The organism is Halomonas sp. MCCC 1A13316 (assembly GCF_014931605.1).
Lineage (GTDB): Bacteria > Pseudomonadota > Gammaproteobacteria > Pseudomonadales > Halomonadaceae > Halomonas.
In genome coordinates this window covers 3,475,729-3,497,607 of the sequence record NZ_CP053382.1, presented here as the reverse complement: position 1 = coordinate 3,497,607, position 21,879 = coordinate 3,475,729, and the positions used below count along the sequence as shown (strand labels likewise).

Below are 21,879 nucleotides of genomic sequence, written 5' to 3'. Positions count from 1 at the left end.
CGCAAGGGTAGCGGCCTTTTCTCTTGCTTGATGAACAGGTGTTCACTCTTCGAGCAGCTCCATCACTTCCTCTTCCTCGACCTGACCGAAATCGGCGTAGAACTGCCCGACCGCCATGAATCGCTGGGGCGCATCCAGGCAGACGACCTCGTCGGCAATCGCCTCCAGGCGGGCGACGGCGCTGGGGGAGGCCACGCCGAGTGCAGCGATCAGTCGGTCAGTCCGCCCCTTCAGGGTTTTCAGCGCAGCTTCCATGGTGGCGCCGGTGGCGCTGCCGTCGTCGACGATCACCACCACACGGCCCTCGGGCGGAATCGGTGGGCGGACCGGGCTATAGCGTTGGCGTCGCTCCTCGAGCAGCTTGCGCTGCTGCTCCGCTTCGCGTTCCACCGCCTCCTGAGAGAATTGTGAGGCTGCCGCGTCCAGCTTCATGGTGCCATCCTCGCTGATCGCACCGATGGCGAACTCGGGGCTCCCCGGGGCGCGTATCTTGCGCACCAGCACCACATCGAGTTCCCCCTCGAGGGCATCGGCCAGGTAGCGTCCCATGGGCACCCCACCGCGGGGTATCGCCAGTACCAGCGGGTAGGTGCCCTTCAAGTGTTCCAGGCGTAGTGCCAGCTGTTCGGCCGCGTCCAGTCGATCACGAAACATGTTGCTCTCCTTCTCCTCAGCCTCAAGGATTTCTCTCCAGTGTAGCTGGGCCTTTCTCACGAGAGAGGCGGTGCCAGACGCTTAGACAGAAGGCGGGCAAGAAAAGGGGTGGAAAGAATTTCTGTATACAATAAATTAAGATACTGTCGCCTTGAGGTAGGTAGTTTGGAATACATTTATTGACCGATTGGACAAGATAACGAGTCGCAGCGTGAGCTGTCAGGCTTGGCGTGTATCCGGAAACTTCTTGGCCGCAATTCGAACAATCAGCGGTGGTTGGCTTTCCGTATGCAGAAACACAACAACGACTGGATGGATCCATGCGAAAGATTCAGAACACTTCGATTTTCGACTTCCAAGGCCGGCCTTCGCTGGCCAAGGCATTGCCCTTGTCGCTACAGCATGTCCTGGCCATGATCGCTGGCGTCATCACGCCGCCGATCATCATCGCAGGCGTTGTGGGCGCCACGCCGGAAGAGAAGCTTTTACTGATACAGATCGCCGTGCTGGCCTCGGGAGTCTGTACGCTGTTCCACCTTTATGGGGTATGGAAATTCGGCGCAAGGCTGCCGGCGATTTTCGGTGTGGGATTTGCCTACGTGCCGACGTTGATCGCCGTGGGGGCACAATATGGCATCGAGGGGATTCTCGGTGCCCAGCTGATCGGCGGAATTACCATGATGGTGGTGGGCTACTTCATCCAGTATGTTCGCCACCTCTTTCCGCCGGTGGTGGCGGGTACGGTGGTGCTGGTCATTGGTCTGTCACTCTACGACATCGCGGTGCGTTACATGGCCGGCAGTGGCAACGCCAGCGCCCCCGGTTTCGGCGACCCGCAGAACTGGATCGTGGGGTTGGTGACGTTGGCCACCGTGCTTGTCGCCTCACAGTTCGGCAAGGGGGTCATCAAGCTCTCGGCCATCATCGTCGGCATTCTCGTCGGCTACGCGCTGTCGCTGTCGCTGGGGATGGTCGATTTTGCTTCGGTAGCTCAGGCCAGTTGGGTGGCGGTGCCCCAAGTCATGCCCTTCGCCATGGAGTTCCATGCCTCGGCAATCGCCGCCATGGTGGTGATCTGTGTGATCAACTCGGTGCAGACCATCGGCGACCTATCGGCGACCACCGTGGGCGGCATGAATCGTGAGCTGAGGACGCCGGAGTTGACCGGTGGCCTGCTGGGGAACGGCCTGACGACGACAATTAGCGCCTTCTTCGGCGCCTTGCCCACCTCCACGTTCAGCCAGAACGTCGGCATCGTGGCCATGACCAAGGTAATCAGCCGCTTCGTGCTGGCGCTGGCCGGCGGCTTCATGCTGCTGGCGGGGTTCAGTCCCAAGTTCGGCGCGATCATGACCACCATCCCCTATCCGGTGCTCGGCGGGGCCACCATCACCGTGTTCGGCATGATCACCATGACCGGCATCAAGCTGCTAATCAAGGACGAGCTCTCCGCCCGCAACATGACCATCGTGGGCCTGGCGTTGGCGCTCAGCCTGGGTATCGCCGAGGTGCCGGCGGCGATCGAGCGTTTCCCGGAATGGCTGCAGAACCTGGTCGGCGGGGCGCCCATCGTGGTGGCCGCCATCACCGCCTTCGTGCTCAACCTGCTGCTGCCGAATACCACTCTGGCCGACGAAGCCCGCGAGCGCGAGGCAATGGCGCGTGCGGATGCCGGCGATACCGAGGCTGGTGCCACTCCCGCACTTGACGAGTTAGGGCGAGAGCGGCATAAGCGCGCTGGCCCTGGTGGAGCTCAAGCGGCGCCCAACAATGCCCGAAGCGGCTGAGTCCGAACTCGCATGCGTCGGTACAGCTGACCAAGATCGCGAAGCAAAGCGACCCGCAGCGGAGTGAGCGCCGCGGGTCGTGGCGTCTTGGCTCAGACTAACCCTCGGCGCGCGCTTCCAGGCGGAAGCGAGCGATGCGGTTGATCTGCTCGATGGCGGTGCGACGCTCCTCTTCAGGGGAGTTTTCCAGGCGCGTGTCAAAGGCGGCGAGAATGGCGTGCCGGTCGCTACCCTTCACGGCCATGACGAAAGGAAAGCCGAACTTCTCCTTGTAGGCCCCGTTGAGGCGCTCGAAGCGGGCCATCTCTTCCGGCGTGCACTGGTCTAGCCCGGCGCCGGCCTGTTCGCGGGTGGAGTCGTCGGTCAGTTCGCCGGCGATGGCGGCTTTGCCGGCCAGGTCGGGGTGGGCGCGAATCACCTCGAGCTGGCGTTCCGGCGTGGCGCTGCGCAGCGTCTGGCCCATGGCATCGGCGAGGCCGGCCGGCGTGTCGTGCGTGTCAGTCAGGCCGTGCTCCCAGGTCAGTTCGGCCACCCAAGGTGAATGCTCGAAGATGTCGCCGAAGTTTGCCACGAATTCATCGCGGTCGAGCTTACTGGGGCGGGGCGCCAGTATCTTGTCGTTCATCCTGTTCTCCTTATTCAGTGCTGCAAGGCGGTGCTCGTAGCGTATCACCAAGAAAGTGTATACAAAAAATCTTTGAAATGTACTATCGGAAGAGCTAAAACTGTCTTCAGTGGTTGCCGAAGCGGCAGACTCGCGCAACATTGAATTCCCGGGGCCAGCCAGCCCCGGCCAACAACGGGGAGACAGACACAATGGGACGACTGACGACACATGTTTTGGATACCGCCCAGGGCAGCCCCGGCGAAGGTATCCGCATCGAGGTTTTGCGCCTCGAGGGCGACAGGCGGGTGCCACTCAAGACGGTGACGACAAACGACGACGGTCGCTGCGACGGCCCCATCCTGGAGGGGGATGACTTCACCTCGGGCGAATACGAGCTGGTCTTTCACGCCGGTGACTACCTGCGTCGGCAGGGCATACAGGCGGATGAGCCGCGCTTCCTCGACGTGATTCCGCTGCGCTTCGGCGTGGCCGACGACTCGCAGCATTACCATGTGCCGCTGCTGTTGTCGCCCTATGGGTACTCCACCTACCGCGGCAGCTAGGGAAGTGTTGGATGAGAGGCTGCGCTCCGCGATGCGGCGTCAACAACAACTAAGCTGAGACCACCTGATGCAAGCTTACCTCCTGGATTTCGTCAACTTCATGCTGCGCTGGCTGCACGTCATCGCGGCCATCGCCTGGATCGGCGAGTCGATCTACTTCGTGATGCTGGATAACGGACTGCGCAAGCCCAAGGCGGCCGAGGATCGTGACAAGGGTGTATTCGGCGAGATGTGGGCCGTACACGGCGGCGGCTTCTACCACAATCAGAAGTATGCCACGGCGCCCGACAAGCTGCCGGAAGACCTGCACTGGTCGTTCTGGAAGGCCTACACCACCTGGCTTTCCGGTTTCGCCCTGTTCGTCCTGCTGTACATGGCCAATCCGGGCTTCTACCTGGTCAACCCCAACAGCGACTGGGCGTGGGCCGCCGGTCTGAGTGGCTGGCAGGCCAATCTGCTGGCGCTGGCGTTCCTGCTCGGCGGCTGGGTGGTCTATAACGAGCTGTGCAAGCGCATCAGCCCCAACATGGATCGCGACGGGATCCTGAGCCTGGCCGTGGCCGTATTGATGGTCGTGGTCTCCTATCTCAGCGTACACCTGTTCTCGGGGCGTGCCGCCTTTCTGCTCACCGGTGCCGTCATGGCCACCGCCATGTCGGCCAACGTGTTCTTCTGGATCATCCCCGGCCAACGGCGCATGGTGAAGGCTATGAAGGCGGGCGAAACGCCCAATCCGCTTGACGGCAAGCGCGGCAAGCAGCGTTCGGTGCACAACACCTACTTCACCCTGCCGGTCGTGCTGCTGATGATCAGCAACCACTACTCCTTCGTGTACAGCCATGAGTATGCCTGGGTGCTGATGGCGCTGTTCATCTTCGCCGGGGCGCTGATTCGCCAATTCTTCGTGCTGATGCATGCCGGCAAGATCCAGCCCGCCTACCCGATAGCCGGTGTGGCGCTGATCGCCGTTGCCTTCTGGGTCGGCATGCCGGGAACTGGGGCTTCGAATGGTGCCGACGGGGAGGCAGTTACGAGCCTGGCCGAGGTCGAGGCCATCATCGAGTCACGATGCGTTGCCTGTCACTCGGCCAACCCGACCCAGGCGGGCTTTGGTTCGGCCCCGGCGGGGATCATCTACGACACCACGGCACAGATCGAAGGGCACCGCGAGAAGATCCAGGAAGTGGTGGCCAGCAAGTACATGCCGCTGGGCAACATGACCGGCATGACCGACGAGGAGCGCGCTGCGATCGCTGCCTGGTCGGAGTAAATCGAATTCGTGGGCCCGCTTGTCCCCAGCCCGCTTGTCAGCGGTGCTGGGGGCATTTGGTTCGAGTTGGCGGAAGAAACGTATACAATGACTGGCAGTGACGGGATGCGAGGAGGGCGACCATGAACCAGCGGCAGAGCCTGGCCGACGATGGCGGTTCGAGCAAGGCCAAGCCTCGGCGCTTGGGCAAGAATGGCGATGGGGCGGAGCGTCACGAGGCGATCTATCGCACCATCAGCGATGCCATCATCGAGCACCGCCTGCGTCCCGGGGCACGCCTGCGTGAGGATGCCCTGGCCGAGGTGTTCGGCATCAGCCGTACCGGTATTCGCAAGATCCTTCAGCGCCTGGCCCTGGAGCAGCTCGTCACGCTGACGCCGCGGCGCGGCGCCAGCGTGACGCGGCCCACCGCCGACGAAGCGACGGATGTCTTCAACGCCCGCCAGATGGTGGAGTGCGGCCTGATGCCCGAGGTCGCCCGCCGTATCAAAGCCGAGGACGTGAACGAACTGCGCGACATGGCCCGGCGTGAGCGCGAGGCGCTTCGCTCGGGTGAGCAGAGCCGCGCGATCAAGCTCTCCGCCGCGTTCCACGAACGCCTCGCCCAGCTCTCGGGCAATGCTACTCTGGCGGCGTTCGTCGGCCAGCTATGCTCGCGCTCCTCGTTGATTCTTGCCGTCTACGGCAGCTCCGGCCACCTGGGCTGCGAGTCCCACGACCACGACGACCTCATCGGCTTTCTCGAAGCCAAGAACGGTGAGCGGGCCACCGCCTTCATGGGTCGTCATCTCAAGGCCATCGAAGCCTCTCTCTCCATCGTGGAAGAAGAAGAAGAGACACCGGACCTGCAGCGCATCTTCGGCATCTAGGCGTTATTCGGGACAAGACAAAGGCGCCCCCGGCCAGGCCGGAGGCGCCTTTTGCCACAGTGCTTGCGTTAGATGGCCGACGTCGCAGCCGCCGGGCGATGGCTCAGCATCAAGCCGTAGTAAAAGGTACCGCCGAGCGCGGCGCCAATCATCCAGCCGTAGCCGCCGAGGCCGGCTAGCGCCGGCACCAGCACGGTAGAGATCGAGAACAGCGCAGCACCGCCGAAGGCCAGTAGTGCCCGGTGGTTCCATCCCTTGACATAGTAGTAGGCACTGCCCGGCTTGGAGGAGAATAGCTGCTGCATGTCGAGATGCTGATGCTTCACCAGGTAGTAATCCACCACGATGATGCCGTAGAAGGGCGCGACGATGGCGCCGAGCGCGTTGACGAAGCCCGGTACGCCGATCTGGCTGATCACCGAGACCCACAGTGCACCGACGAAGAAGGCCACCACGGCAGTAATCAGCCCACCCACCTTGAAGCTGATCTTGCTGGGGAACAGATTGGCCAGATCGTAGGCCGGTGGGATGAAGTTGGCCACCAGGTTGATGCCGACGGTAGCGGCAAAGAAGGTCAGTGCGGCGATGATGGTCAGCGGCAGGGAATCGACCCGCTCGACGATGTCGGCCGGGTTGGTCAGGGCCTCGCCGAACAGGACCAAGGTGCCGGCGGTGATGATCAGCGCGATGAACGAGAAGAAGGCCACGTTGAGCGGCAGGCCCAGTAGATTGCCGAGCTTCATCTGGCGCTCGGTCCTGACGAAGCGAGTGAAATCGCCGAAGTTGATCACCACCGCGGCGAAATAGGCCACCATGGTGCCGACGATCGCCAGGAAGGCAGCCACGGCGCTACCGCTGCGCTCGGCGTCGGCGCTGAAAATGGTGCTGATGGCAGGCAGCAACTCATCGCCGGCCTGGTACCAGACCACGATCATCAGCGCCACCATCACCACGTAGACCAGAGGGCCCGCCCAGTTGAGGAAGTGCTTGATGCGCTCGATGCCTTGCCAGAAGATCGCGATCTGGAACAGCCAGACGATCACGAACGACACCCAGGCCACGCCGGAGAGGCCCAGGAAGGTCGAGCCATCGCCGGCGCCGAACAGCGCAGTGATCAACAGCGTCACCGCGGTGGAGGCGAAATAGGTCTGCACGCCATACCAGAAGATACCGATGATCGCGCGCAGCATGGCCGGCAGGTTGGCGCCGCGCACCCCCATGCTGGCGCGGACCATGACCGGGAAGGGGATGCCGTACTTGACGCTGGGCTTGCCGGTCAGGTTGACCAGGTACATGACGATCACCCCGGCCAGGATGATGGCCGCCATGACCGCCCAGCCGTTGAGTCCGTAGGTCAGGAACAGCGAGGCCGCCAGGGTGTAGCCGAACAAGCTCTGAATGTCGTTCGACCAGACGTTGAAGATCTCGAATGCGCCCCAGCTGCGGTCCTTGTGCTTCAGCGGGGCCAGGTCCTCGTTATATAGCGATGGATCGATGTTCTGAATGTTCAGCTCATTGTCTTGCATCGTCGTCACCGTTGTCATTGTAAGAAAGCTCGCCCGCCCGGCATGACCGGGAAGGCGAAGCAAGGCTGCACGAGGCTACTGGCGGAAGCGTTGGCAGGGGGCCCAGTACAGCATCAGCAGGTAATAGGTCAGGCCGGCCGGGATCAGGCTGGCGTACCAGGACACGGCGGAGAAGATCAGAGCTGCGGCGATGCCCACTGCGGTGGCGATCAGCGCCGCTACGTTGACCCCTTTGTACGGGCCGTTCTCGTCGTAGAGCTTGCCAAGGTCCAGGGTGCGACGGCGTATCAGGTAGTAGTCGACCACCAGGACGGCAAAGATCGGGCCGAGGAAGGCAGAGTAGGTCTGCACGAAGAGCTGCAGGCCGGCCGCCGAGTCCGGCTGCACCAGCTTCCAGGGAAAGGTGGCGAAGGCCAGCAGGCCGACGATCACCGTGGAGGTGGTGAACTTCAGCTTGAACACGTCCATCAGCACGTAGGTCGGCGGCACCACGTTGTTGAGTACGTTGGTAGTGACCTGGGCGAAGGCGATGAACAGCAGCGTGGTCATGAGCAGTGGCGTGTTGTCCACGGCATTGGCGAAGACCTGAATGGGGTCGGCGGTGCCGGTGGCCTCGGACACCATGTAGCCAATCAGGCCCATGAACAGGGTGCAGGGCAGGATCGACATGGCATAGATCGTGGTGAGCAGACCCTGGCCGGTACCCTCCTTGTGCTCGCGCGAATAATCGCTGACGTTGAGCATCATGGTGCTGTAGATACCCAGGAACAGCATGGTGGCGCCCCAGAAAGGCATGCCCCAGGAGCCTTCCATGGTCAGCAGATTGGCGGAGAGCACATCGCCGTAGCGCACCACCGTGCTGTAGAACATGTAGACCAGCGAGGCGAGGATGAAGGCGCTGCCGATGTTCTCCAGCCACTTGATGCCCTGGAAGCCCATCACCGACAGACCGATCTGCAGGAACTGGAAGGTGATGAAATAGAACACCAGGTTATCGAAGCCGAACAGGGTGGCCGAAACCATGTTCAGTGCTCCGGCGCCGATCCAGCTCTGGAAGCCGTACCACACCACCGCGGGAACGGCCCGGACCAGACCAGGCAGGCGCGTACCGGCAAAACCGAAGGCGCTGCGCGCCTGGACCATGAATGGGATGCCGTACTTGTAGCCGGCAGCACCATTGATCGCCAGCGCGATACCGATCACGAAGCAGCCGATGGCGATCGCCAGCGTGGCCTGGATCAGGTTCAGCGTGCCGACCACGCTGGAACCCATGGTGAAGGTGCCGATCGAGACGCAGCCACCGAACCAGGCGAGAAAGTAGGAGCCGCGCCCCATGATGCGAGTCTTCTGCGGGGCCAGGGATTCCTGGCCCGGCGCCTTGGTGGCATGAGGGGCTCCCGCCCCCAAGGCGGCTGGGTCGGCCGCCGTGCTGTGTGGGTTGGTGTGTTGCATGGGTCTATCCTCGCAAGTCGTTGCTCTATGTTGTGGTTGTGCCCGATGCTGCTCTCGGGCTTTGTGGCGAGACGTGCTCAAGGCATGTTTTTAAGAGTGTCGTTATGCGTGTCTTTGCCGGTCAGGAAGTCTCAGTGCTCAGGTGTGAGGTTCGAGTACCTCTCGAAGCGTCCGTTGAAGGCTTTGGGGCGCGGGAACGCCAGGTCGCCATGCTTGCTGGTGCCGAGCCCCAGGCCGACAAGGGCCTCGGCCAGCTTGACCGCGGCCGTGACGCCCTCGATCACCGGCAGGCCAACCTCGCGGGAAATTGTGTCGGTCAGGTCGGCCATGCCGCCGCAGCCCAGCACGATGGCGCCGATGCCATCTTCGTCGCGCGCCCGGCGGCACTCTTCGACGATTCGTGAAAGCGCCGCCGAGCCGTTCTCCTCCAGATCGAGCACAGGAATTTCGGCGGCACGTATCCGACGGCAGTGATGGCGGAAACCGTACTGCTCCAGCAGGTGCTCGGCGATGATGGCGGTGCGCGAGAGGGTGGTGACCACCGAAAATCGGGTGCTGATCAGAGTAGCGGCGTGAAAGGCTGCCTCGGCGATGCCGATGACCGGCGCTCGGGTGAGCTCGCGAGCCGCCAGCAGCCCCGGATCGCCGAAGCAGGCAATCACGTAGGCGTCGGTAGCCTCCTTCTCTCCGGCCAGCACTTCCTCCACCACGCCCACCGCGCTGATGGCTTCGTCGAAGTGGCTCTCGATCGATACCGGGCCGTCGGCCGGCTGTGTCGCCACGATGGTCGTGTCGCTAGTCGCCACGCGGCGTGCCGCTTCGCCGATCTTGTGGGTCATCGCGACCGTGGTGTTGGGATTGATGATGCGTAGGCGCATGCGAGCTCCGAAGTTTTCTTGTGAACAATAAAAAATGTCTTTGTACACAAAATAGGCGTTGCAAGCATTGAGCGCAAGCATTTCACTTCGTCTGGGGAATTCGAATAAATACGTTAATAAACAAAGAGTTGTTAATAGAAATGCAGAAGAGTGGGATTTTTCAGCGTCTATACTTAAGTCGTATTCAGCGCAAATAAAGCTTGATTGGCGACTATCTCTTAGGAGAATTGTATACACTTTTGATGCTATTCACGCTCTGGCGCCATCATGAGCTGAAAGGAAAGTGGGCAAGTGCACGAGCCTTCCAAAAACATGGTTGCAAATCGCTGTAATTTTTGTATACAAAGAGGGGTGTGTAACGCATCTCTGGCTTGCTAGCTGAAGAATGAAACGAGACTTGCCGGTCGGATATAGCGTCTACGCTGGTTTGGTGTGGCGTGATGAGAGTTGACGGCACCTGGTTGCAGTTTTAATGGATACATATTATTTTGATAATTGTATACAATTTGTGTTGAGCAAAGCCGGCGAGGCTTGTATCCGCAAAGGCAGTAGAGAACAAGAGGAAGGACTCATGAGCGTTGGCCCTGACTACCCCCGTGATCTCGTCGGCTATGGCCGCAATCCCCCTCATGCCAATTGGCCGGGACGAGCAAAAATCGCCGTACAGTTCGTGCTCAATTACGAAGAGGGAGGAGAGAACTGCGTGCTGCATGGCGATGCAGGCTCCGAGCAGTTCCTCTCCGAGATCATTGGTGCCCCAGCCTTTCCCGACCGCCATCTCAGCATGGAGTCGATCTACGAGTACGGTTCGCGAGCCGGCGTCTGGCGAATCCTGCGCGAATTCGAGCGCCGCAGCCTGCCATTGACGGTGTTCGGCGTGGCCATGGCGCTGGAGCGCCATCCCGAGGTGGCCCAGGCATTCAAGGAGCTGGGCCACGAGATCGCCTGCCACGGCTACCGCTGGATTCACTACCAGGAAGTGCCGGAACACGTCGAGCGCGAGCATCTTCATCGCGCCATGGAAATATTCCAGCGTCTCTACGGTGAGAAGCCGCAGGGATGGTACACCGGCCGCGACAGCCCAAACACCCGCCGGCTGGTACTCGACGAGGGCGGCTTCCTCTATGACAGCGACTACTACGGCGACGACCTGCCGTTCTGGACCCGAGAAGCCGATAGCCAGGGCATCGAGCATGACCACCTGATCGTGCCCTATACCCTGGACAGCAATGACATGCGCTTCGCCGCGCCTCAAGGCTTCAATACCGCCGATCACTTCTTCGCCTACCTGCGTGACGCCTTCGACGTGCTCTACGCTGAGGGAGATGAATCACCCAAGATGCTCTCGGTGGGCATGCACTGCCGGTTGCTTGGCCGCCCCGGCCGTTTTCGCGCCCTGCAGCGTTTCCTCGACCATATCGAGGCACACGATCGGGTCTGGGTGACGCGGCGTGTGGATATCGCCAAGCACTGGATGGAACACCATCCGGCGCCTGGACGCTGACGTAGAACCTAGGCAGAGCAGCCTAGCTACTGCACGCGGGGGCGCCGGGGACAGGCTAAAGAGGAGGTCCTTCGCCATGGAAGGCGAAGGTAGCGCCCAGGGATGGGTTCACAGCGCCTCCTCGAAGGCCTGTCGACGGATCAGCCCCGAGAGACGCAACCGCCATGATAGCCTGAGCGCTATCTTCGGCATTCTTTCAGGACAATCCATGAGTCAACGTACCTATTACGCCCCACACGGCGGGCATCCGCCCCAGACCCAGCTGCTCTCCGATCGGGCGGTGTTCACCGAAGCCTACGCCTTCATACCCAAGGGCGTGATGGGCGACATCGTGACCAGTAACCTGCCGTTCTGGGAGGCGACCCGACTATGGGTGCTGGCGCGCCCACTCTCCGGTTTCGCCGAGACCTTCTCGCAATACATCATGGAAGTGAGCCCGGGCGGCGGCAGCGAGCGTCCCGAGCTCGACCCCGCCGCCGAAGGCGTGCTGTTCGTGGTCGAGGGCGAGATGACGCTGATCATCGCCGGCGAACGCCACGAGATGACACCGGGCGGCTACGCCTTCCTGCCGCCAGGCTGTCACTGGCAGCTACGCAACGAGTCCAATGCGCCGGTGCGTTTCCACTGGGTGCGCAAGGCCTACGAATACGTCGAGGGCATCGAGGTGCCTCAGGCTTTCGTGGTCAACGAGAACGATCTCGAGCCCAACCCGATGCCCGGCACCGAGGGGCGCTGGGCCACCACGCGCTTCGTCGACCCGGCCGATGTGCGCCACGACATGCACGTCAACATCGTCACCTTCCAGCCCGGCGCGGTGATTCCTTTCGACGAGACCCACGTCATGGAGCACGGCCTCTACGTGCTCGAGGGCAAGGCGGTCTATCACCTCAACCAGGACTGGGTGGAGGTCGAGGCGGGGGATTTCATGTGGCTGCGCGCTTTCTGCCCGCAGGCTTGCTATGCCGGCGGCCCGGGGCCGTTCCGCTATTTACTCTATAAAGACGTGAACCGCCACGCGGCGCTGCGTTTGGGTGCTCGCTGAAAGGGCAAAGCGCCTCCGCGATGGTCCGACACTTCGGGGCCTGCCGCCGGAACAGCCCCGGCGATACGGGCTAACTGCCGACTGAATTCGAGGGGCTAACATGCTGGAACTCAAAGCCGAGCCGCTGACGCCGGAGGCCTTCGCGCCGTTCGGTGACGTCATCGATACGCGTACGGCGGATTACTTTCACATCAACGCCGGACGCACCCGGCGCTACCACGACCTGGCCAAGGTCGAGACCCTGGGCGAGCAGGCGAGGGCGCTGATCAGCATCTTCGTCAGCCAGCCGGTCTCGATCCCGCTGGAGCTCGACTTCCTCGAGCGCCACCCCCAGGGCAGCCAGGCCTTCATGCCGCTGCACGAGGAGCGCTTCGTGATCGTGGTCGCACCGCCCGGTGACGGCATCGACCCGGCGGAAGTGCGCGCCTTCGTCACCGACGGCCGCCAGGGCGTCAACTACCGCGCCGGCACCTGGCACGCCATCCAGTCGGTGCTGGAGCGTGAAGGGGAGTTCCTGGTCGTCGACCGCGGCGGTGAAGGCAACAACTGCGACGAGTACCCGCTGGCGCTACGCATTACGCTTTGAGCCTTGTGAACGAAGAACCCAGGCAGCCGATTCTGCCTGGGTTTTTTTTGCCTAAAATTTTTTTTGAAAATATTTTCCATAAACATTGACGCAACGCGTGTCGACTCCTAATCTCGTTATACAGAAATATTTTCCAAAAACAATCTGGTCGCCACTCACGGGAGGAACCGTCATGGCTCGAATGACCGCAGCAGAGGCCGCCGTACACGTGCTTCGCAAGGAAGGCATCGATATCGCCTTCGGCGTGCCCGGTGCCGCCATCAATCCGTTCTATGCCGCCCTGCGCAAGATCGGCGGTGTCGATCACGTGCTGGCCCGCCACGTCGAAGGGGCGTCGCACATGGCCGAGGGCTATACCCGTACCAAGGCCGGCAATATCGGCGTGTGCATCGGCACCTCCGGCCCTGCCGGCACCGATATGATCACCGGGCTCTACTCGGCCAGCGCGGATTCCATCCCGATCTTGTGCATCACCGGCCAGGCGCCGCGTGCCAAGCTGCACAAGGAGGATTTCCAGGCGGTCGACATCCAGGCCATCGCCGGGCCGGTGACCAAGTGGGCGGTCACCGTGCTGGAGCCGGCTCAGGTGCCGCGCGCTTTCCAGCAGGCTTTCCAGCTGATGCGCTCTTCGCGCCCCGGCCCGGTGCTGATCGACCTGCCGATCGACGTGCAGTTGAGCGAGATCGAATTCGACCCAGACACCTACGAGCCGCTGCCGGCCTACAAGCCCAGCGCCTCACGCGCTCAGGTCGAGAAGGCCATGGCCATGCTCGACGAGGCCGAGCGCCCGTTGCTGGTTGCCGGCGGCGGCATCGTCAACGCCGATGCCAGCGAGCTGCTGGTCGAGTTCGCCGAGCTCACCGGCGTGCCGGTCATCCCTACGCTTATGGGTTGGGGCAGTATCGCCGACGACCATCCGCTGATGGCCGGTATGGTGGGGCTGCAAACCTCGCATCGCTATGGCAACGCCACGATGCTCAAGTCCGACTTCGTGATGGGTATCGGCAATCGCTGGGCCAACCGCCACACGGGCAACCTCGAGACCTACACCAAGGGGCGGAAATTCGTCCACGTCGACATCGAGCCGACCCAGATCGGGCGTATCTTCGGCCCCGACTACGGCATCGTCTCCGACGCCAAGGCGGCGCTCGAGCTGTTCGTCGAGATCGCTCGCGAGCGGAAGGCGGCGGGCACACTCAAGGATCGCAGCGCCTGGGCCGAGTCCTGCCAGGAGCGCAAGCGCACCCTGCTGCGCAAGACCCACTTCGACGAGGTGCCGGTCAAGCCGCAGCGGGTCTACGAGGAGATGAACAAGGTCTTCGGCAAGAACACCCGCTACGTCAGCACCATCGGCCTGTCGCAGATCGCCGGCGCCCAGTTCCTGCATGTCTACAAGCCGCGCCACTGGATCAACTGTGGCCAGGCGGGCCCGCTGGGCTGGACCATTCCCGCCGCGCTGGGTGTATGCAAGGCCGACCCGGAGGCCGAAGTGGTGGCGCTCTCCGGCGACTACGACTTCCAGTTCATGGTCGAGGAGCTCGCTGCCGGCGCCCAGTTCAAGCTGCCTTACATCCACGTGCTGGTGAACAACTCCTACCTGGGGCTGATCCGCCAGGCCCAGCGCGGTTTCGACATGGACTACTGCGTGCAGCTCTCGTTCGAGAACGTCAACTGCCCCGAGATCAACGACTACGGCGTCGATCACGTCTCGGTGGTGGAAGGGCTCGGCTGCAAGGCGCTGCGTGTGACCCAGCCCGACCAAATCGCGCCGGCCCTGGAAGAAGCGAAAGCCCTGATGCGCGAATATCGCGTGCCGGTGGTGGTGGAAATCATCCTCGAGCGGGTGACCAACATCGCCATGGGCACCGACCTCGACGGTATCAACGAGTTCGAGGCCCTGGCCGAAAACAGCGCGGATGCCCCGACCTCGATCGCGGCTCTCACGTAGCACATTGCGCTGCGTCATCGCGGGGACGATGGCGCGGCGCCGTCATACATCGACAACACATATAAAGGGAGACCCAAATGCCCAAGTTCGCTGCCAACCTCAGCATGCTGTTCACCGAGGAGGATTTTCTCGACCGCTTCAAGGCCGCCGCCGAGGCCGGCTTCAAGGGCGTCGAGTATCTCTTTCCCTATGACTACACGGCCGTTGAACTCAAGGCGCTTCTCGACGAGCACGGCCTGACCCAGGTGCTGCACAACCTGCCGGCCGGCGACTGGGGTGCCGGAGAGCGCGGCATCGCCTGTCATCCGGATCGTGTCGAGGAGTTCCGTGCCGGCGTCGACAAGGCTATCGACTACGCCACCGTGCTCGGCTGCAAGCAGGTCAACTGCCTGGCCGGCATCCAGCCCCAGGGCGTAAGCCTGGAGCAGGCGCGCCGCACTCTGGTGGAGAACCTGCGCTACGCTGCCGGCAAGCTCAAGGCCGCCGGCATCCTGCTTTTGGCCGAGCCGGTCAACACGCGCGACATTCCCGGCTTTTTCCTCAACCGCACCGAGCAGGCTCTGGCGATCTTCGACGAGGTCGGCAGCGACAACCTCAAGCTGCAGTACGACATCTATCATATGCAGATCATGGAAGGCGACCTGGCACCGACCATCGAGAAGCACCTGGATCGCATCGCCCACGTGCAGCTGGCCGACAACCCCGGGCGCCACGAGCCGGGCAGCGGCGAGATCAACTACCCGTTCCTGTTCACCCATTTCGACCGGCTGGGCTACGACGGCTGGATCGGCTGCGAGTACAAGCCGAAGACGACGACGAAAGAAGGGCTGGGCTGGCTGGATAGCGTCCGCTGAGAGGAGCGGTAGGCACCTGGCCCGATGAGCTGTCCCAGCGGCAAGTCCCGAAGTGTCGGACCATCACGAGGGCGCTGTGAACCCATCCCTGGGCGCTACATTTGCCATCCATGGCAAATGACCTCGCTGCGACTTGCCCCCGGCGCTCATCTCTCCAGCCGCTGGAAAATGTGCCTTAGTACAGAAAGCATAAAGACAAGCTGAAAGGAGAAGCATCATGAGCAAGATAGGATTCATTGGCCTTGGCATCATGGGCCGCCCCATGGCGGGGCATCTGCTGGATGCCGGCCATGAACTCGTCACCGTCAAGCGCGGCACCCTGGACGCCACCCTGGCCGAGAAGGGCATGACCGAACTCGACAGCCCCCGCGCCGTGGCCGAGCAGGCCGAGGTGGTCATCACCATGGTGCCGGACACCCCGGACGTCGAGCAGGTGCTGTTCGGCGAGGGCGGCGTCGCCGAGGGGCTCAAGCCGGGCACCTTGGTGATCGACATGAGCTCCATCGCGCCCATTGCCACCCAGGGCTTCGCCAAGCGCATCCATGAGGCCGGCGGCGAATACGTCGATGCGCCGGTCTCCGGTGGTGAGGGCGGCGCCATTAACGCGGCACTGACCATCATGGTGGGGGCCACCGAAGAGGGCTTCTCGCGTGCCAAGCCGATCCTCGAGGTGATGGGCAAGACCATCACTCACATCGGCGGTCATGGCGCCGGCCAGACCTGCAAGGTGGCCAACCAGATCGTCGTTGCACTGACCATCGAGGCGGTGGCCGAAGGCCTGCTGTTCGCCTCGAAGGCGGGCGCCGACGTGGCCAAGGTGCGCGAATCGCTGCTCGGCGGCCTGGCCCAGTCGAAGATCCTCGACGTCCACGGTGAGCGCATGATCAAGCGTACCTTCGATCCGGGCTTCAAGATCAAGCTGCACCAGAAGGATCTCAACCTGGCGCTTGAAGGCGCGCGCAGCCTCGACCTGGCACTGCCCGGCACTGCCAACGCCCAGCAGCTGTTCCAGGCCTGCGTCGCTCATGGCGGAGAGGACTGGGATCACGCCGGGATCCTGCGTGCTTTGGAATCGCTGGCCGACCACGAGGTGGGCAGCTGATTCGCGCTCGATGAGGAGGCACCCTGCGGCCTGCCAGTCGCGCAGACGCTGAGCCGATACTTCCCTCCTGGTGGGCGTCGGGTCGTCGCCCACCTCCAAGCCGCACCCGGTGTGGCTTTTACCCGGCGTCGGGATCCCCGGCTGGACCCCGCCCGCCGTCGGGCTTTTTTCTCACCTTCCCGGCTGTTACCGTCGAAGCCTATCGCCCTGCGAGGTAGCCAAAGATGACTCCCCAACTCCCTCCCTTCGATCCCGAGCTGGACGTGGCGGATTGGCTGCGCCGCCTCGCCGACATCGCCGTCGCCGCCGTGCATCCCGACACGCTGGTGGCCGACTTGCTGCCCGACCCGCCACCAGGGCGCACCGTGGTGGTGGGGGCGGGCAAGGCGGCAGCCGCCATGGCCGCCGCGCTGGAGCGCGCCTGGCAGGCGCGCTGTCCAGATGCACCGCTCTCCGGCCTGGTCGTCACCCGCTATGGGCATGGGGCCGATTGCGAGGTGATCGAGGTGCTCGAGGCCTCCCACCCGATGCCCGACGATCTGGGCGAAAAGGCGGCCCGGCGCATGCTCGAGGCGGTGACGGCGCTCGGCGAGAACGATCGCGTGATCGCATTGATTTCCGGCGGCGGCTCGGCGCTGATGACGCTGCCAGCCGAGGGCATCACCCTTGCCGACAAGCAGGCGATCAACCGCGAGCTGCTGCGCTGCGGCGCGCCGATCGGTCAGATGAACACCGTGCGCCGCCACCTCTCGGCGATCAAGGGTGGCCGCCTGGCCGCGGCGGCGCATCCGGCTCAGGTGGTGACCTGGCTGATTTCCGACATTCCCGGCGACGTGGCCACGCAGATCGCCTCGGGGCCGACCCTGCCCGACCGCTCGACCCCGGCCGATGCGCTGGCGGTGCTCGAGCGCCACGCCATCGAGGTGCCGATGCACGTACGCCAGCATCTCGAGCGGAACACCTCGGCCCCCTCGCCCGACGACGAAGCCTTCGAGCGCGACGACAGCGTGACCCTGGCGCGAGCCCACGACGCCTTGGAAGCCGCCAGGAACGTGGTGGAGGAGGCCGGTGTGATAGTGCGCGTGCTGGGCGACGACCTGGAGGGCGAGGCTTGCGAGCTGGGCCGTGCCCATGCACGCATGGCGCTGGAGGCACGCGACGAGGCCGCCTCGCCGCTGCTGATCCTCTCCGGTGGCGAAACCAGCGTCACCGTGCGCGGAGATGGGCGTGGCGGGCGCAACGTGGAGTATCTGCTGGGACTGCTCGAAGCGCTGGAAGGGGCTGCGGGAATTCACGCCCTGGCCATCGATACCGACGGCATCGATGGCTCCGAGGACAACGCCGGCGGGCTGTTCTCTCCCGACGACTGGACCCGTGCCAAGAAGCAAGGACTCCAACCCGCCGATTACCTGTCACGCAACGACGCGTATACTTTCTTCCAGGCGTTGGATCGGCTCATCGTGACCGGGCCTACCCGCACCAACGTCAACGACTTCCGTGCCATCCTGGTCTTGCCGAGGACACCATGACGCTACCGCCCCACGCTCCCATCCACGAACCCATCCGCCGCACCAAGATCGTCGCCACCCTGGGCCCGGCCAGCGACCGCGAGGGCGTGCTGGAGGCCATGCTGCGTACCGGCGTCGACGTGGTGCGGCTCAACTTCTCCCACGGCAGCGCCGCCGACCATCGCCGCCGGCTCATCGCCGTGCGCCAGATCGCCGAGCGCCTGGGCCGCAGCGTGGCCGCGCTGGGCGACCTGCAGGGGCCCAAGATCCGCATCGCGCGCTTTCGCGACGGCGCGGTGGTGCTCGACGAGGGCCAGCCCTTCGTCCTCGACATGGATATGGACACCGAGGCCGGCGACGCCACCCGCGTCGGCTGCGAGTACACCCAGTTGGCCGACGACGTCACCGCCGGCGATAGGCTGCTGCTCGACGACGGCCGCCTGGTGCTGACGGTGGAGCGGGTCGAGGGCGCCCAGGTGCACACCACCGTGGTCACCGGCGGCAAGCTCTCCAACAACAAGGGCATCAACAAGCAGGGCGGCGGGCTCTCGGCCCCGGCGCTCACCGACAAGGACAAGGCCGACCTCGAGACCGCCATCGAGATCGGCGTCGACTACCTGGCCGTCTCCTTCCCGCGCCATGCCGAGGACATGCACGAGGCGCGGCGCCTGCTCGGCGACGCCGGCCGCGAGATCGGCCTGGTCGCCAAGCTCGAGCGCGCCGAGGCGGTGGCCGACGAGGCCACGCTGGACGGCATCATCGAGGCCAGCGAGGCGGTGATGGTGGCGCGCGGCGATCTCGGCGTGGAGATCGGCGACGAGAAGCTGATCGGCATGCAGAAGCGCATCATCAAGCGCGCCCGCACGCTCAACCGCGCGGTGATCACCGCCACCCAGATGATGGAGTCGATGATCGACTCGCCGCTGCCCACCCGCGCCGAGGTGTTCGACGTCGCCAACGCCGTGCTCGACGGCACCGACGCGGTGATGCTCTCGGCCGAGACCGCCGCCGGCGACTACCCGGTGGAGACCCTCGAGGCCATGCGCCGGGTGTGCCTCGGCGCCGAGCGCGAGCGCATCGCCCAGGAGTCGGGCCACCGCATCCACGAGGGCTTCTCGCGGGTCGACGAAACCATCGCGCTGTCGGCCATGTACGCCGCCAACCACCTCACCGGGGTGGCCGCCATCGCCTGCATGACCTCGACCGGCTACACCCCGCTGATCGCCTCGCGCATCCGCTCGGGCCTGCCCATCGTCGGGCTCGCCCACAGCCCCATCGCCCAGCGCCGCATGGCGCTCTACCGCGGCGTAGTCTCGCTGCCGTTCGATACCACCACGATGGCCGCCGGCGAGCTCAACGACCGCGCCCTGGCCCTGCTGGTGGAAAAGGGGATTGCCGAGCCCGGGGATCATGTCATCCTGACCCGGGGCGATCACATGAACGCCCACGGCGGAACCAATACCCTGAAGATACTGGACGTTGCCGAGAAGCATGCGCAGGCCTGAGTTTTGTATACAGAAAGCCGGCTTCCGTGTGGCCTGAGTGTGGGAAACGTGCGAAGGTAAGCTCATGAGCGAAAGGGGCGAGAGGCTAGCATGAGCAATACCTGGCAGGAGGAGGTGGCCGCAGAAACGCGAGCCGGCGGCCGAATCAGCGACCGCTTCATCGTCGACAAGGTGCGTACTGCGGTACTGACCCAGCGTTTGCCGCCGGGGACGCGTCTTCCGGAAGTGGCCTTGGGCGAGATCTTCGGTGTCAGCCGTTCGGTGGTGCGCAAGGCATTGACTCGCCTGGCGGCCGACCACGTCGTCAGCCAGCAGCCCAATCAGGTGGCCCGCGTACGCGCGCCGAGCATCGAGGAGACCCGCGAAACCTTTGCCGCGCGGCGCCTGGTGGAGGGCGAGGTGGCCGCACTGTTGGCTGGGAATATCGACGAGGCGCTGCTCGAAGAGATCGCCACGCTGGTCGCACGAGAGGCCGAGGCACACGCCCATGGCGACGAACCGGCACGCATCGAGAACTCGCTGGCCATTCACCACCTGCTCGCCGAGTACGCGCCCAATCGGGTGCTCGGCGCCATGCTCACCGACTTGGTCCTGCGCACTTCCATCGTCATTGCGCTCTACAAGCGGGCGGGGCTGGCCAGCTGCTATCTGCCGCAGGACCACCCGGCGCTGCTCGAGCGCCTGCGCGACGGCGATGCCGAGGCCGCTCGACAGTGTATCCATGACCACCTGCAAGCGCTCGAAGGTCTGCTCGACTTGCGCACGCGAGAGACGCGCATCGACCTGATGGCGATACTCGGGCAGCGTGAAGGTGCCACGATGAGCCTGAGCAAGGAGTGACGTGATGCTAGCCAAGCGTGCGTTACCTGTCGCCTGGTTGGCCACGCTGCTGGCCTGGCAGCTACCGGCCGCAGCCGATGAAGCCGCAAGGCTCCAGCGTAGCCCGCTGGAGATACATGCAGGCTCCGAGCGCCATCGGCTGGAAGTTGAATTGGCACGTACCTCGGCCGAACGGCAGAAGGGACTGATGGACCGCGACCGTCTCGCTGCCGATGCCGGCATGCTGTTTCTCTACGAGGAGCAGCAGCCGGCTGCGGGCGGTTTCTGGATGTACCGTACGCGTATTCCACTGGACATCGCTTTCATCGACGCAAGTGGCCGTATCGCTACCCTGCATACCATGCAGCCGTGCCTCTCGCGCAACCCCTACGACTGTCCGGTGACCATCGCCGGTGCCACCTATCATGCCGCGCTGGAGGTCAACGCCGGATACTTCGAAGAGCGCGGCATCGAGGAGGGGGCCTGCGTCACCTGGCCTGGCCGTGCCGAGGGCTGCGCATCAGCGACCGAATAAGGCGCGGAAACGAATCACGATCAACCCCACCCCGGCGATGACCATGGCCCCACCGAAGGCGATATACGCGTTGAGGGCCTCTCCCAGCAGTACGATACCCAGCACCACGGCACCTGCCGGTACCAGCAGGCTCAGCGGCGCCAGCCGACTGACCGCATGCCGGCGCAGCAGGCCGTACCACATGCCGTAGGCGACGATCGACGACATTACCGCCGTGTAGAACACCGCCCCCCAGCCGAACCAGCCGGCCGTCGCCATGGCGCTCATCTGGTCGCGCTCGAACCACCAGGAGCCAATTGCCACCTGAGGCACGGCAAACAGTGCCGTCCAGCCCGCCAGCGCCATGGGCGCCAGGTTGGGTCCTTTCTTGATCAACAGTTGTGATACCGCCCAGCCGAAGGCGCTGAGCAGCAGCAGGGCCATGGGCAGCGGCGAGGGCAGGCTGGGGCCGCCGGCCAGGACCACCACCCCGCCGAACGACAGCGCGAGCCCGACCATCCGCTTGGCGCTCAGCCTCTCGCCCAGGAAGATCACCGCCAGCAGCGTGGCGAAGGGCGTGCCCATTTGCACCAGCAGCGCCCCGGTACCGGCCTCCGCCTGTCCCAGGCCGATGAACAGCAAGGCGAAGTGCAGGGTGCCGAAGGTGGCCGACAGCAGCAGCAGGAAGGGCAACTGATGGCGCGCCACGGGGTGGAAGGGCACCAGCAGGGTGGCGACCAGAAGGAAGCGCAGGGTGGTCAGCAGCAGCGGCGGCAGTTCCTGGACGCCCAGCTTGATGACGATGATGTTGAGAGCCCAGATGGCCACGATCGAAAGGCCCAGCAGCAGGTCGCGCAGCGGCACGGTAGCTTCCCTCATGATTTCGGCCCG

The 21,879-nt window shown here is 63.9% G+C and carries 20 protein-coding genes; 14 read left to right on the top strand and 6 right to left on the bottom strand.

Going from position 1 to position 21,879, the window contains the following annotated elements; translation table 11 throughout:
- Nucleotides 1–42: 42 nt before the first annotated feature.
- Nucleotides 43–654 (bottom strand): phosphoribosyltransferase, encoded by a 612-nt coding sequence (locus HNO52_RS16135; RefSeq protein WP_197566259.1) that lies wholly within the window; start codon nucleotides 652–654, stop codon nucleotides 43–45.
- Nucleotides 655–974: 320 nt separating this feature from the next.
- Between HNO52_RS16135 and HNO52_RS16130 the strand changes: the two genes are divergently transcribed.
- Nucleotides 975–2,441, top strand: a complete 1,467-nt coding sequence (locus HNO52_RS16130; protein ID WP_197566258.1) for a uracil-xanthine permease family protein — start codon at nucleotides 975–977, stop codon at nucleotides 2,439–2,441.
- Between the two features lie 97 nt (nucleotides 2,442–2,538).
- Here HNO52_RS16130 and uraD read toward each other — a convergent pair whose 3' ends face one another.
- A complete protein-coding gene (uraD, locus tag HNO52_RS16125) occupies nucleotides 2,539–3,066 on the bottom strand; it encodes a 2-oxo-4-hydroxy-4-carboxy-5-ureidoimidazoline decarboxylase (RefSeq protein ID WP_197566257.1) in 528 nt (175 codons plus the stop codon).
- A 191-nt stretch (nucleotides 3,067–3,257) separates the two neighbouring features.
- Between uraD and uraH the strand changes: the two genes are divergently transcribed.
- The 3 genes from uraH (at nucleotide 3,258) to HNO52_RS16110 (ending at nucleotide 5,750) form a co-directional block, all read left to right on the top strand.
- Nucleotides 3,258–3,611: a hydroxyisourate hydrolase gene (gene uraH / locus HNO52_RS16120; protein ID WP_197566256.1), complete on the top strand. Its 354-nt coding sequence runs from the start codon at nucleotides 3,258–3,260 to the stop codon at nucleotides 3,609–3,611.
- Between the two features lie 67 nt (nucleotides 3,612–3,678).
- Nucleotides 3,679–4,881, top strand: coding sequence for a urate hydroxylase PuuD (locus HNO52_RS16115; RefSeq protein WP_197566255.1), 1,203 nt, complete (start codon nucleotides 3,679–3,681; stop codon nucleotides 4,879–4,881).
- A gap of 122 nt (nucleotides 4,882–5,003) precedes the next feature.
- The gene (locus tag HNO52_RS16110) at nucleotides 5,004–5,750 is read left to right on the top strand and encodes a GntR family transcriptional regulator (protein ID WP_197566254.1); all 747 of its coding nucleotides are present in this window, start codon (nucleotides 5,004–5,006) and stop codon (nucleotides 5,748–5,750) included.
- Between the two features lie 68 nt (nucleotides 5,751–5,818).
- Here HNO52_RS16110 and HNO52_RS16105 read toward each other — a convergent pair whose 3' ends face one another.
- The 3 genes from HNO52_RS16105 to HNO52_RS16095 all read right to left on the bottom strand — a co-directional run bounded on the left by HNO52_RS16105 (nucleotide 5,819) and on the right by HNO52_RS16095 (nucleotide 9,606).
- Nucleotides 5,819–7,276 (bottom strand): NCS1 family nucleobase:cation symporter-1, encoded by a 1,458-nt coding sequence (locus tag HNO52_RS16105; RefSeq protein WP_197566253.1) that lies wholly within the window; start codon nucleotides 7,274–7,276, stop codon nucleotides 5,819–5,821.
- A gap of 75 nt (nucleotides 7,277–7,351) precedes the next feature.
- Nucleotides 7,352–8,728 (bottom strand): NCS1 family transporter, encoded by a 1,377-nt coding sequence (locus HNO52_RS16100; RefSeq protein ID WP_197566252.1) that lies wholly within the window; start codon nucleotides 8,726–8,728, stop codon nucleotides 7,352–7,354.
- Nucleotides 8,729–8,859: 131 nt separating this feature from the next.
- Nucleotides 8,860–9,606 carry an aspartate/glutamate racemase family protein gene (locus HNO52_RS16095; RefSeq protein ID WP_197566251.1) on the bottom strand — a complete coding sequence of 249 codons (747 nt, stop codon included), beginning with the start codon at nucleotides 9,604–9,606 and terminating at the stop codon, nucleotides 8,860–8,862.
- A 571-nt stretch (nucleotides 9,607–10,177) separates the two neighbouring features.
- On the opposite strand from HNO52_RS16095, the gene puuE reads away from it, so the two are divergent.
- The 10 genes from puuE to HNO52_RS16045 all read left to right on the top strand — a co-directional run bounded on the left by puuE (nucleotide 10,178) and on the right by HNO52_RS16045 (nucleotide 21,009).
- Nucleotides 10,178–11,110: an allantoinase PuuE gene (gene puuE, locus HNO52_RS16090; RefSeq protein ID WP_197566250.1), complete on the top strand. Its 933-nt coding sequence runs from the start codon at nucleotides 10,178–10,180 to the stop codon at nucleotides 11,108–11,110.
- A 208-nt stretch (nucleotides 11,111–11,318) separates the two neighbouring features.
- Nucleotides 11,319–12,152 (top strand): bifunctional allantoicase/(S)-ureidoglycine aminohydrolase, encoded by an 834-nt coding sequence (locus HNO52_RS16085; RefSeq protein ID WP_197566249.1) that lies wholly within the window; start codon nucleotides 11,319–11,321, stop codon nucleotides 12,150–12,152.
- 100 nt (nucleotides 12,153–12,252) lie between these two features.
- Entirely contained in the window at nucleotides 12,253–12,738 is a 486-nt protein-coding gene (locus tag HNO52_RS16080) for an ureidoglycolate lyase (RefSeq protein WP_197566248.1), read from the top strand.
- Nucleotides 12,739–12,910: 172 nt separating this feature from the next.
- Nucleotides 12,911–14,686 (top strand): glyoxylate carboligase, encoded by a 1,776-nt coding sequence (gene gcl, locus HNO52_RS16075; protein ID WP_197566247.1) that lies wholly within the window; start codon nucleotides 12,911–12,913, stop codon nucleotides 14,684–14,686.
- 77 nt (nucleotides 14,687–14,763) lie between these two features.
- Nucleotides 14,764–15,540, top strand: a complete 777-nt coding sequence (gene hyi / locus HNO52_RS16070) for a hydroxypyruvate isomerase (protein ID WP_197566246.1) — start codon at nucleotides 14,764–14,766, stop codon at nucleotides 15,538–15,540.
- A 217-nt stretch (nucleotides 15,541–15,757) separates the two neighbouring features.
- Nucleotides 15,758–16,642: a 2-hydroxy-3-oxopropionate reductase gene (locus HNO52_RS16065; RefSeq protein ID WP_197566245.1), complete on the top strand. Its 885-nt coding sequence runs from the start codon at nucleotides 15,758–15,760 to the stop codon at nucleotides 16,640–16,642.
- 224 nt (nucleotides 16,643–16,866) lie between these two features.
- Complete coding sequence (locus HNO52_RS16060; RefSeq protein ID WP_197566244.1) at nucleotides 16,867–18,171, top strand: glycerate kinase type-2 family protein; 1,305 nt, start codon at nucleotides 16,867–16,869, stop codon at nucleotides 18,169–18,171.
- The gene (gene pyk, locus HNO52_RS16055; protein WP_197566243.1) at nucleotides 18,168–19,655 is read left to right on the top strand and encodes a pyruvate kinase; all 1,488 of its coding nucleotides are present in this window, start codon (nucleotides 18,168–18,170) and stop codon (nucleotides 19,653–19,655) included. The genes HNO52_RS16060 and pyk overlap by 4 nt, the downstream gene beginning before the upstream one ends.
- Nucleotides 19,656–19,745: 90 nt before the next feature.
- On the top strand, nucleotides 19,746–20,495 hold the full coding sequence (locus HNO52_RS16050) for a GntR family transcriptional regulator (RefSeq protein ID WP_197566242.1): 750 nt from the start codon (nucleotides 19,746–19,748) through the stop codon (nucleotides 20,493–20,495).
- 4 nt (nucleotides 20,496–20,499) lie between these two features.
- On the top strand, nucleotides 20,500–21,009 hold the full coding sequence (locus HNO52_RS16045; RefSeq protein ID WP_197566241.1) for a DUF192 domain-containing protein: 510 nt from the start codon (nucleotides 20,500–20,502) through the stop codon (nucleotides 21,007–21,009).
- On the opposite strand, the gene HNO52_RS16040 is transcribed toward HNO52_RS16045, so the two are convergent.
- Entirely contained in the window at nucleotides 20,995–21,852 is an 858-nt protein-coding gene (locus tag HNO52_RS16040) for a DMT family transporter (RefSeq protein ID WP_197569267.1), read from the bottom strand. The genes HNO52_RS16045 and HNO52_RS16040 overlap by 15 nt on opposite strands.
- Nucleotides 21,853–21,879 lie beyond the last annotated feature (27 nt).

Bases quoted from the DNA above. Each gene is read 5' to 3' on its own strand.
- HNO52_RS16135 (WP_197566259.1), bottom strand. From the start codon at position 654: ATGTTTCGTGATCGACTGGACGCGGCCGAACAGCTGGCACTACGCCTG.
- HNO52_RS16130 (WP_197566258.1), top strand. From the start codon at position 975: ATGCGAAAGATTCAGAACACTTCGATTTTCGACTTCCAAGGCCGGCCT.
- uraD (WP_197566257.1), bottom strand. From the start codon at position 3,066: ATGAACGACAAGATACTGGCGCCCCGCCCCAGTAAGCTCGACCGCGAT.
- uraH (WP_197566256.1), top strand. From the start codon at position 3,258: ATGGGACGACTGACGACACATGTTTTGGATACCGCCCAGGGCAGCCCC.
- HNO52_RS16115 (WP_197566255.1), top strand. From the start codon at position 3,679: ATGCAAGCTTACCTCCTGGATTTCGTCAACTTCATGCTGCGCTGGCTG.
- HNO52_RS16110 (WP_197566254.1), top strand. From the start codon at position 5,004: ATGAACCAGCGGCAGAGCCTGGCCGACGATGGCGGTTCGAGCAAGGCC.
- HNO52_RS16105 (WP_197566253.1), bottom strand. From the start codon at position 7,276: ATGCAAGACAATGAGCTGAACATTCAGAACATCGATCCATCGCTATAT.
- HNO52_RS16100 (WP_197566252.1), bottom strand. From the start codon at position 8,728: ATGCAACACACCAACCCACACAGCACGGCGGCCGACCCAGCCGCCTTG.
- HNO52_RS16095 (WP_197566251.1), bottom strand. From the start codon at position 9,606: ATGCGCCTACGCATCATCAATCCCAACACCACGGTCGCGATGACCCAC.
- puuE (WP_197566250.1), top strand. From the start codon at position 10,178: ATGAGCGTTGGCCCTGACTACCCCCGTGATCTCGTCGGCTATGGCCGC.
- HNO52_RS16085 (WP_197566249.1), top strand. From the start codon at position 11,319: ATGAGTCAACGTACCTATTACGCCCCACACGGCGGGCATCCGCCCCAG.
- HNO52_RS16080 (WP_197566248.1), top strand. From the start codon at position 12,253: ATGCTGGAACTCAAAGCCGAGCCGCTGACGCCGGAGGCCTTCGCGCCG.
- gcl (WP_197566247.1), top strand. From the start codon at position 12,911: ATGGCTCGAATGACCGCAGCAGAGGCCGCCGTACACGTGCTTCGCAAG.
- hyi (WP_197566246.1), top strand. From the start codon at position 14,764: ATGCCCAAGTTCGCTGCCAACCTCAGCATGCTGTTCACCGAGGAGGAT.
- HNO52_RS16065 (WP_197566245.1), top strand. From the start codon at position 15,758: ATGAGCAAGATAGGATTCATTGGCCTTGGCATCATGGGCCGCCCCATG.
- HNO52_RS16060 (WP_197566244.1), top strand. From the start codon at position 16,867: ATGACTCCCCAACTCCCTCCCTTCGATCCCGAGCTGGACGTGGCGGAT.
- pyk (WP_197566243.1), top strand. From the start codon at position 18,168: ATGACGCTACCGCCCCACGCTCCCATCCACGAACCCATCCGCCGCACC.
- HNO52_RS16050 (WP_197566242.1), top strand. From the start codon at position 19,746: ATGAGCAATACCTGGCAGGAGGAGGTGGCCGCAGAAACGCGAGCCGGC.
- HNO52_RS16045 (WP_197566241.1), top strand. From the start codon at position 20,500: ATGCTAGCCAAGCGTGCGTTACCTGTCGCCTGGTTGGCCACGCTGCTG.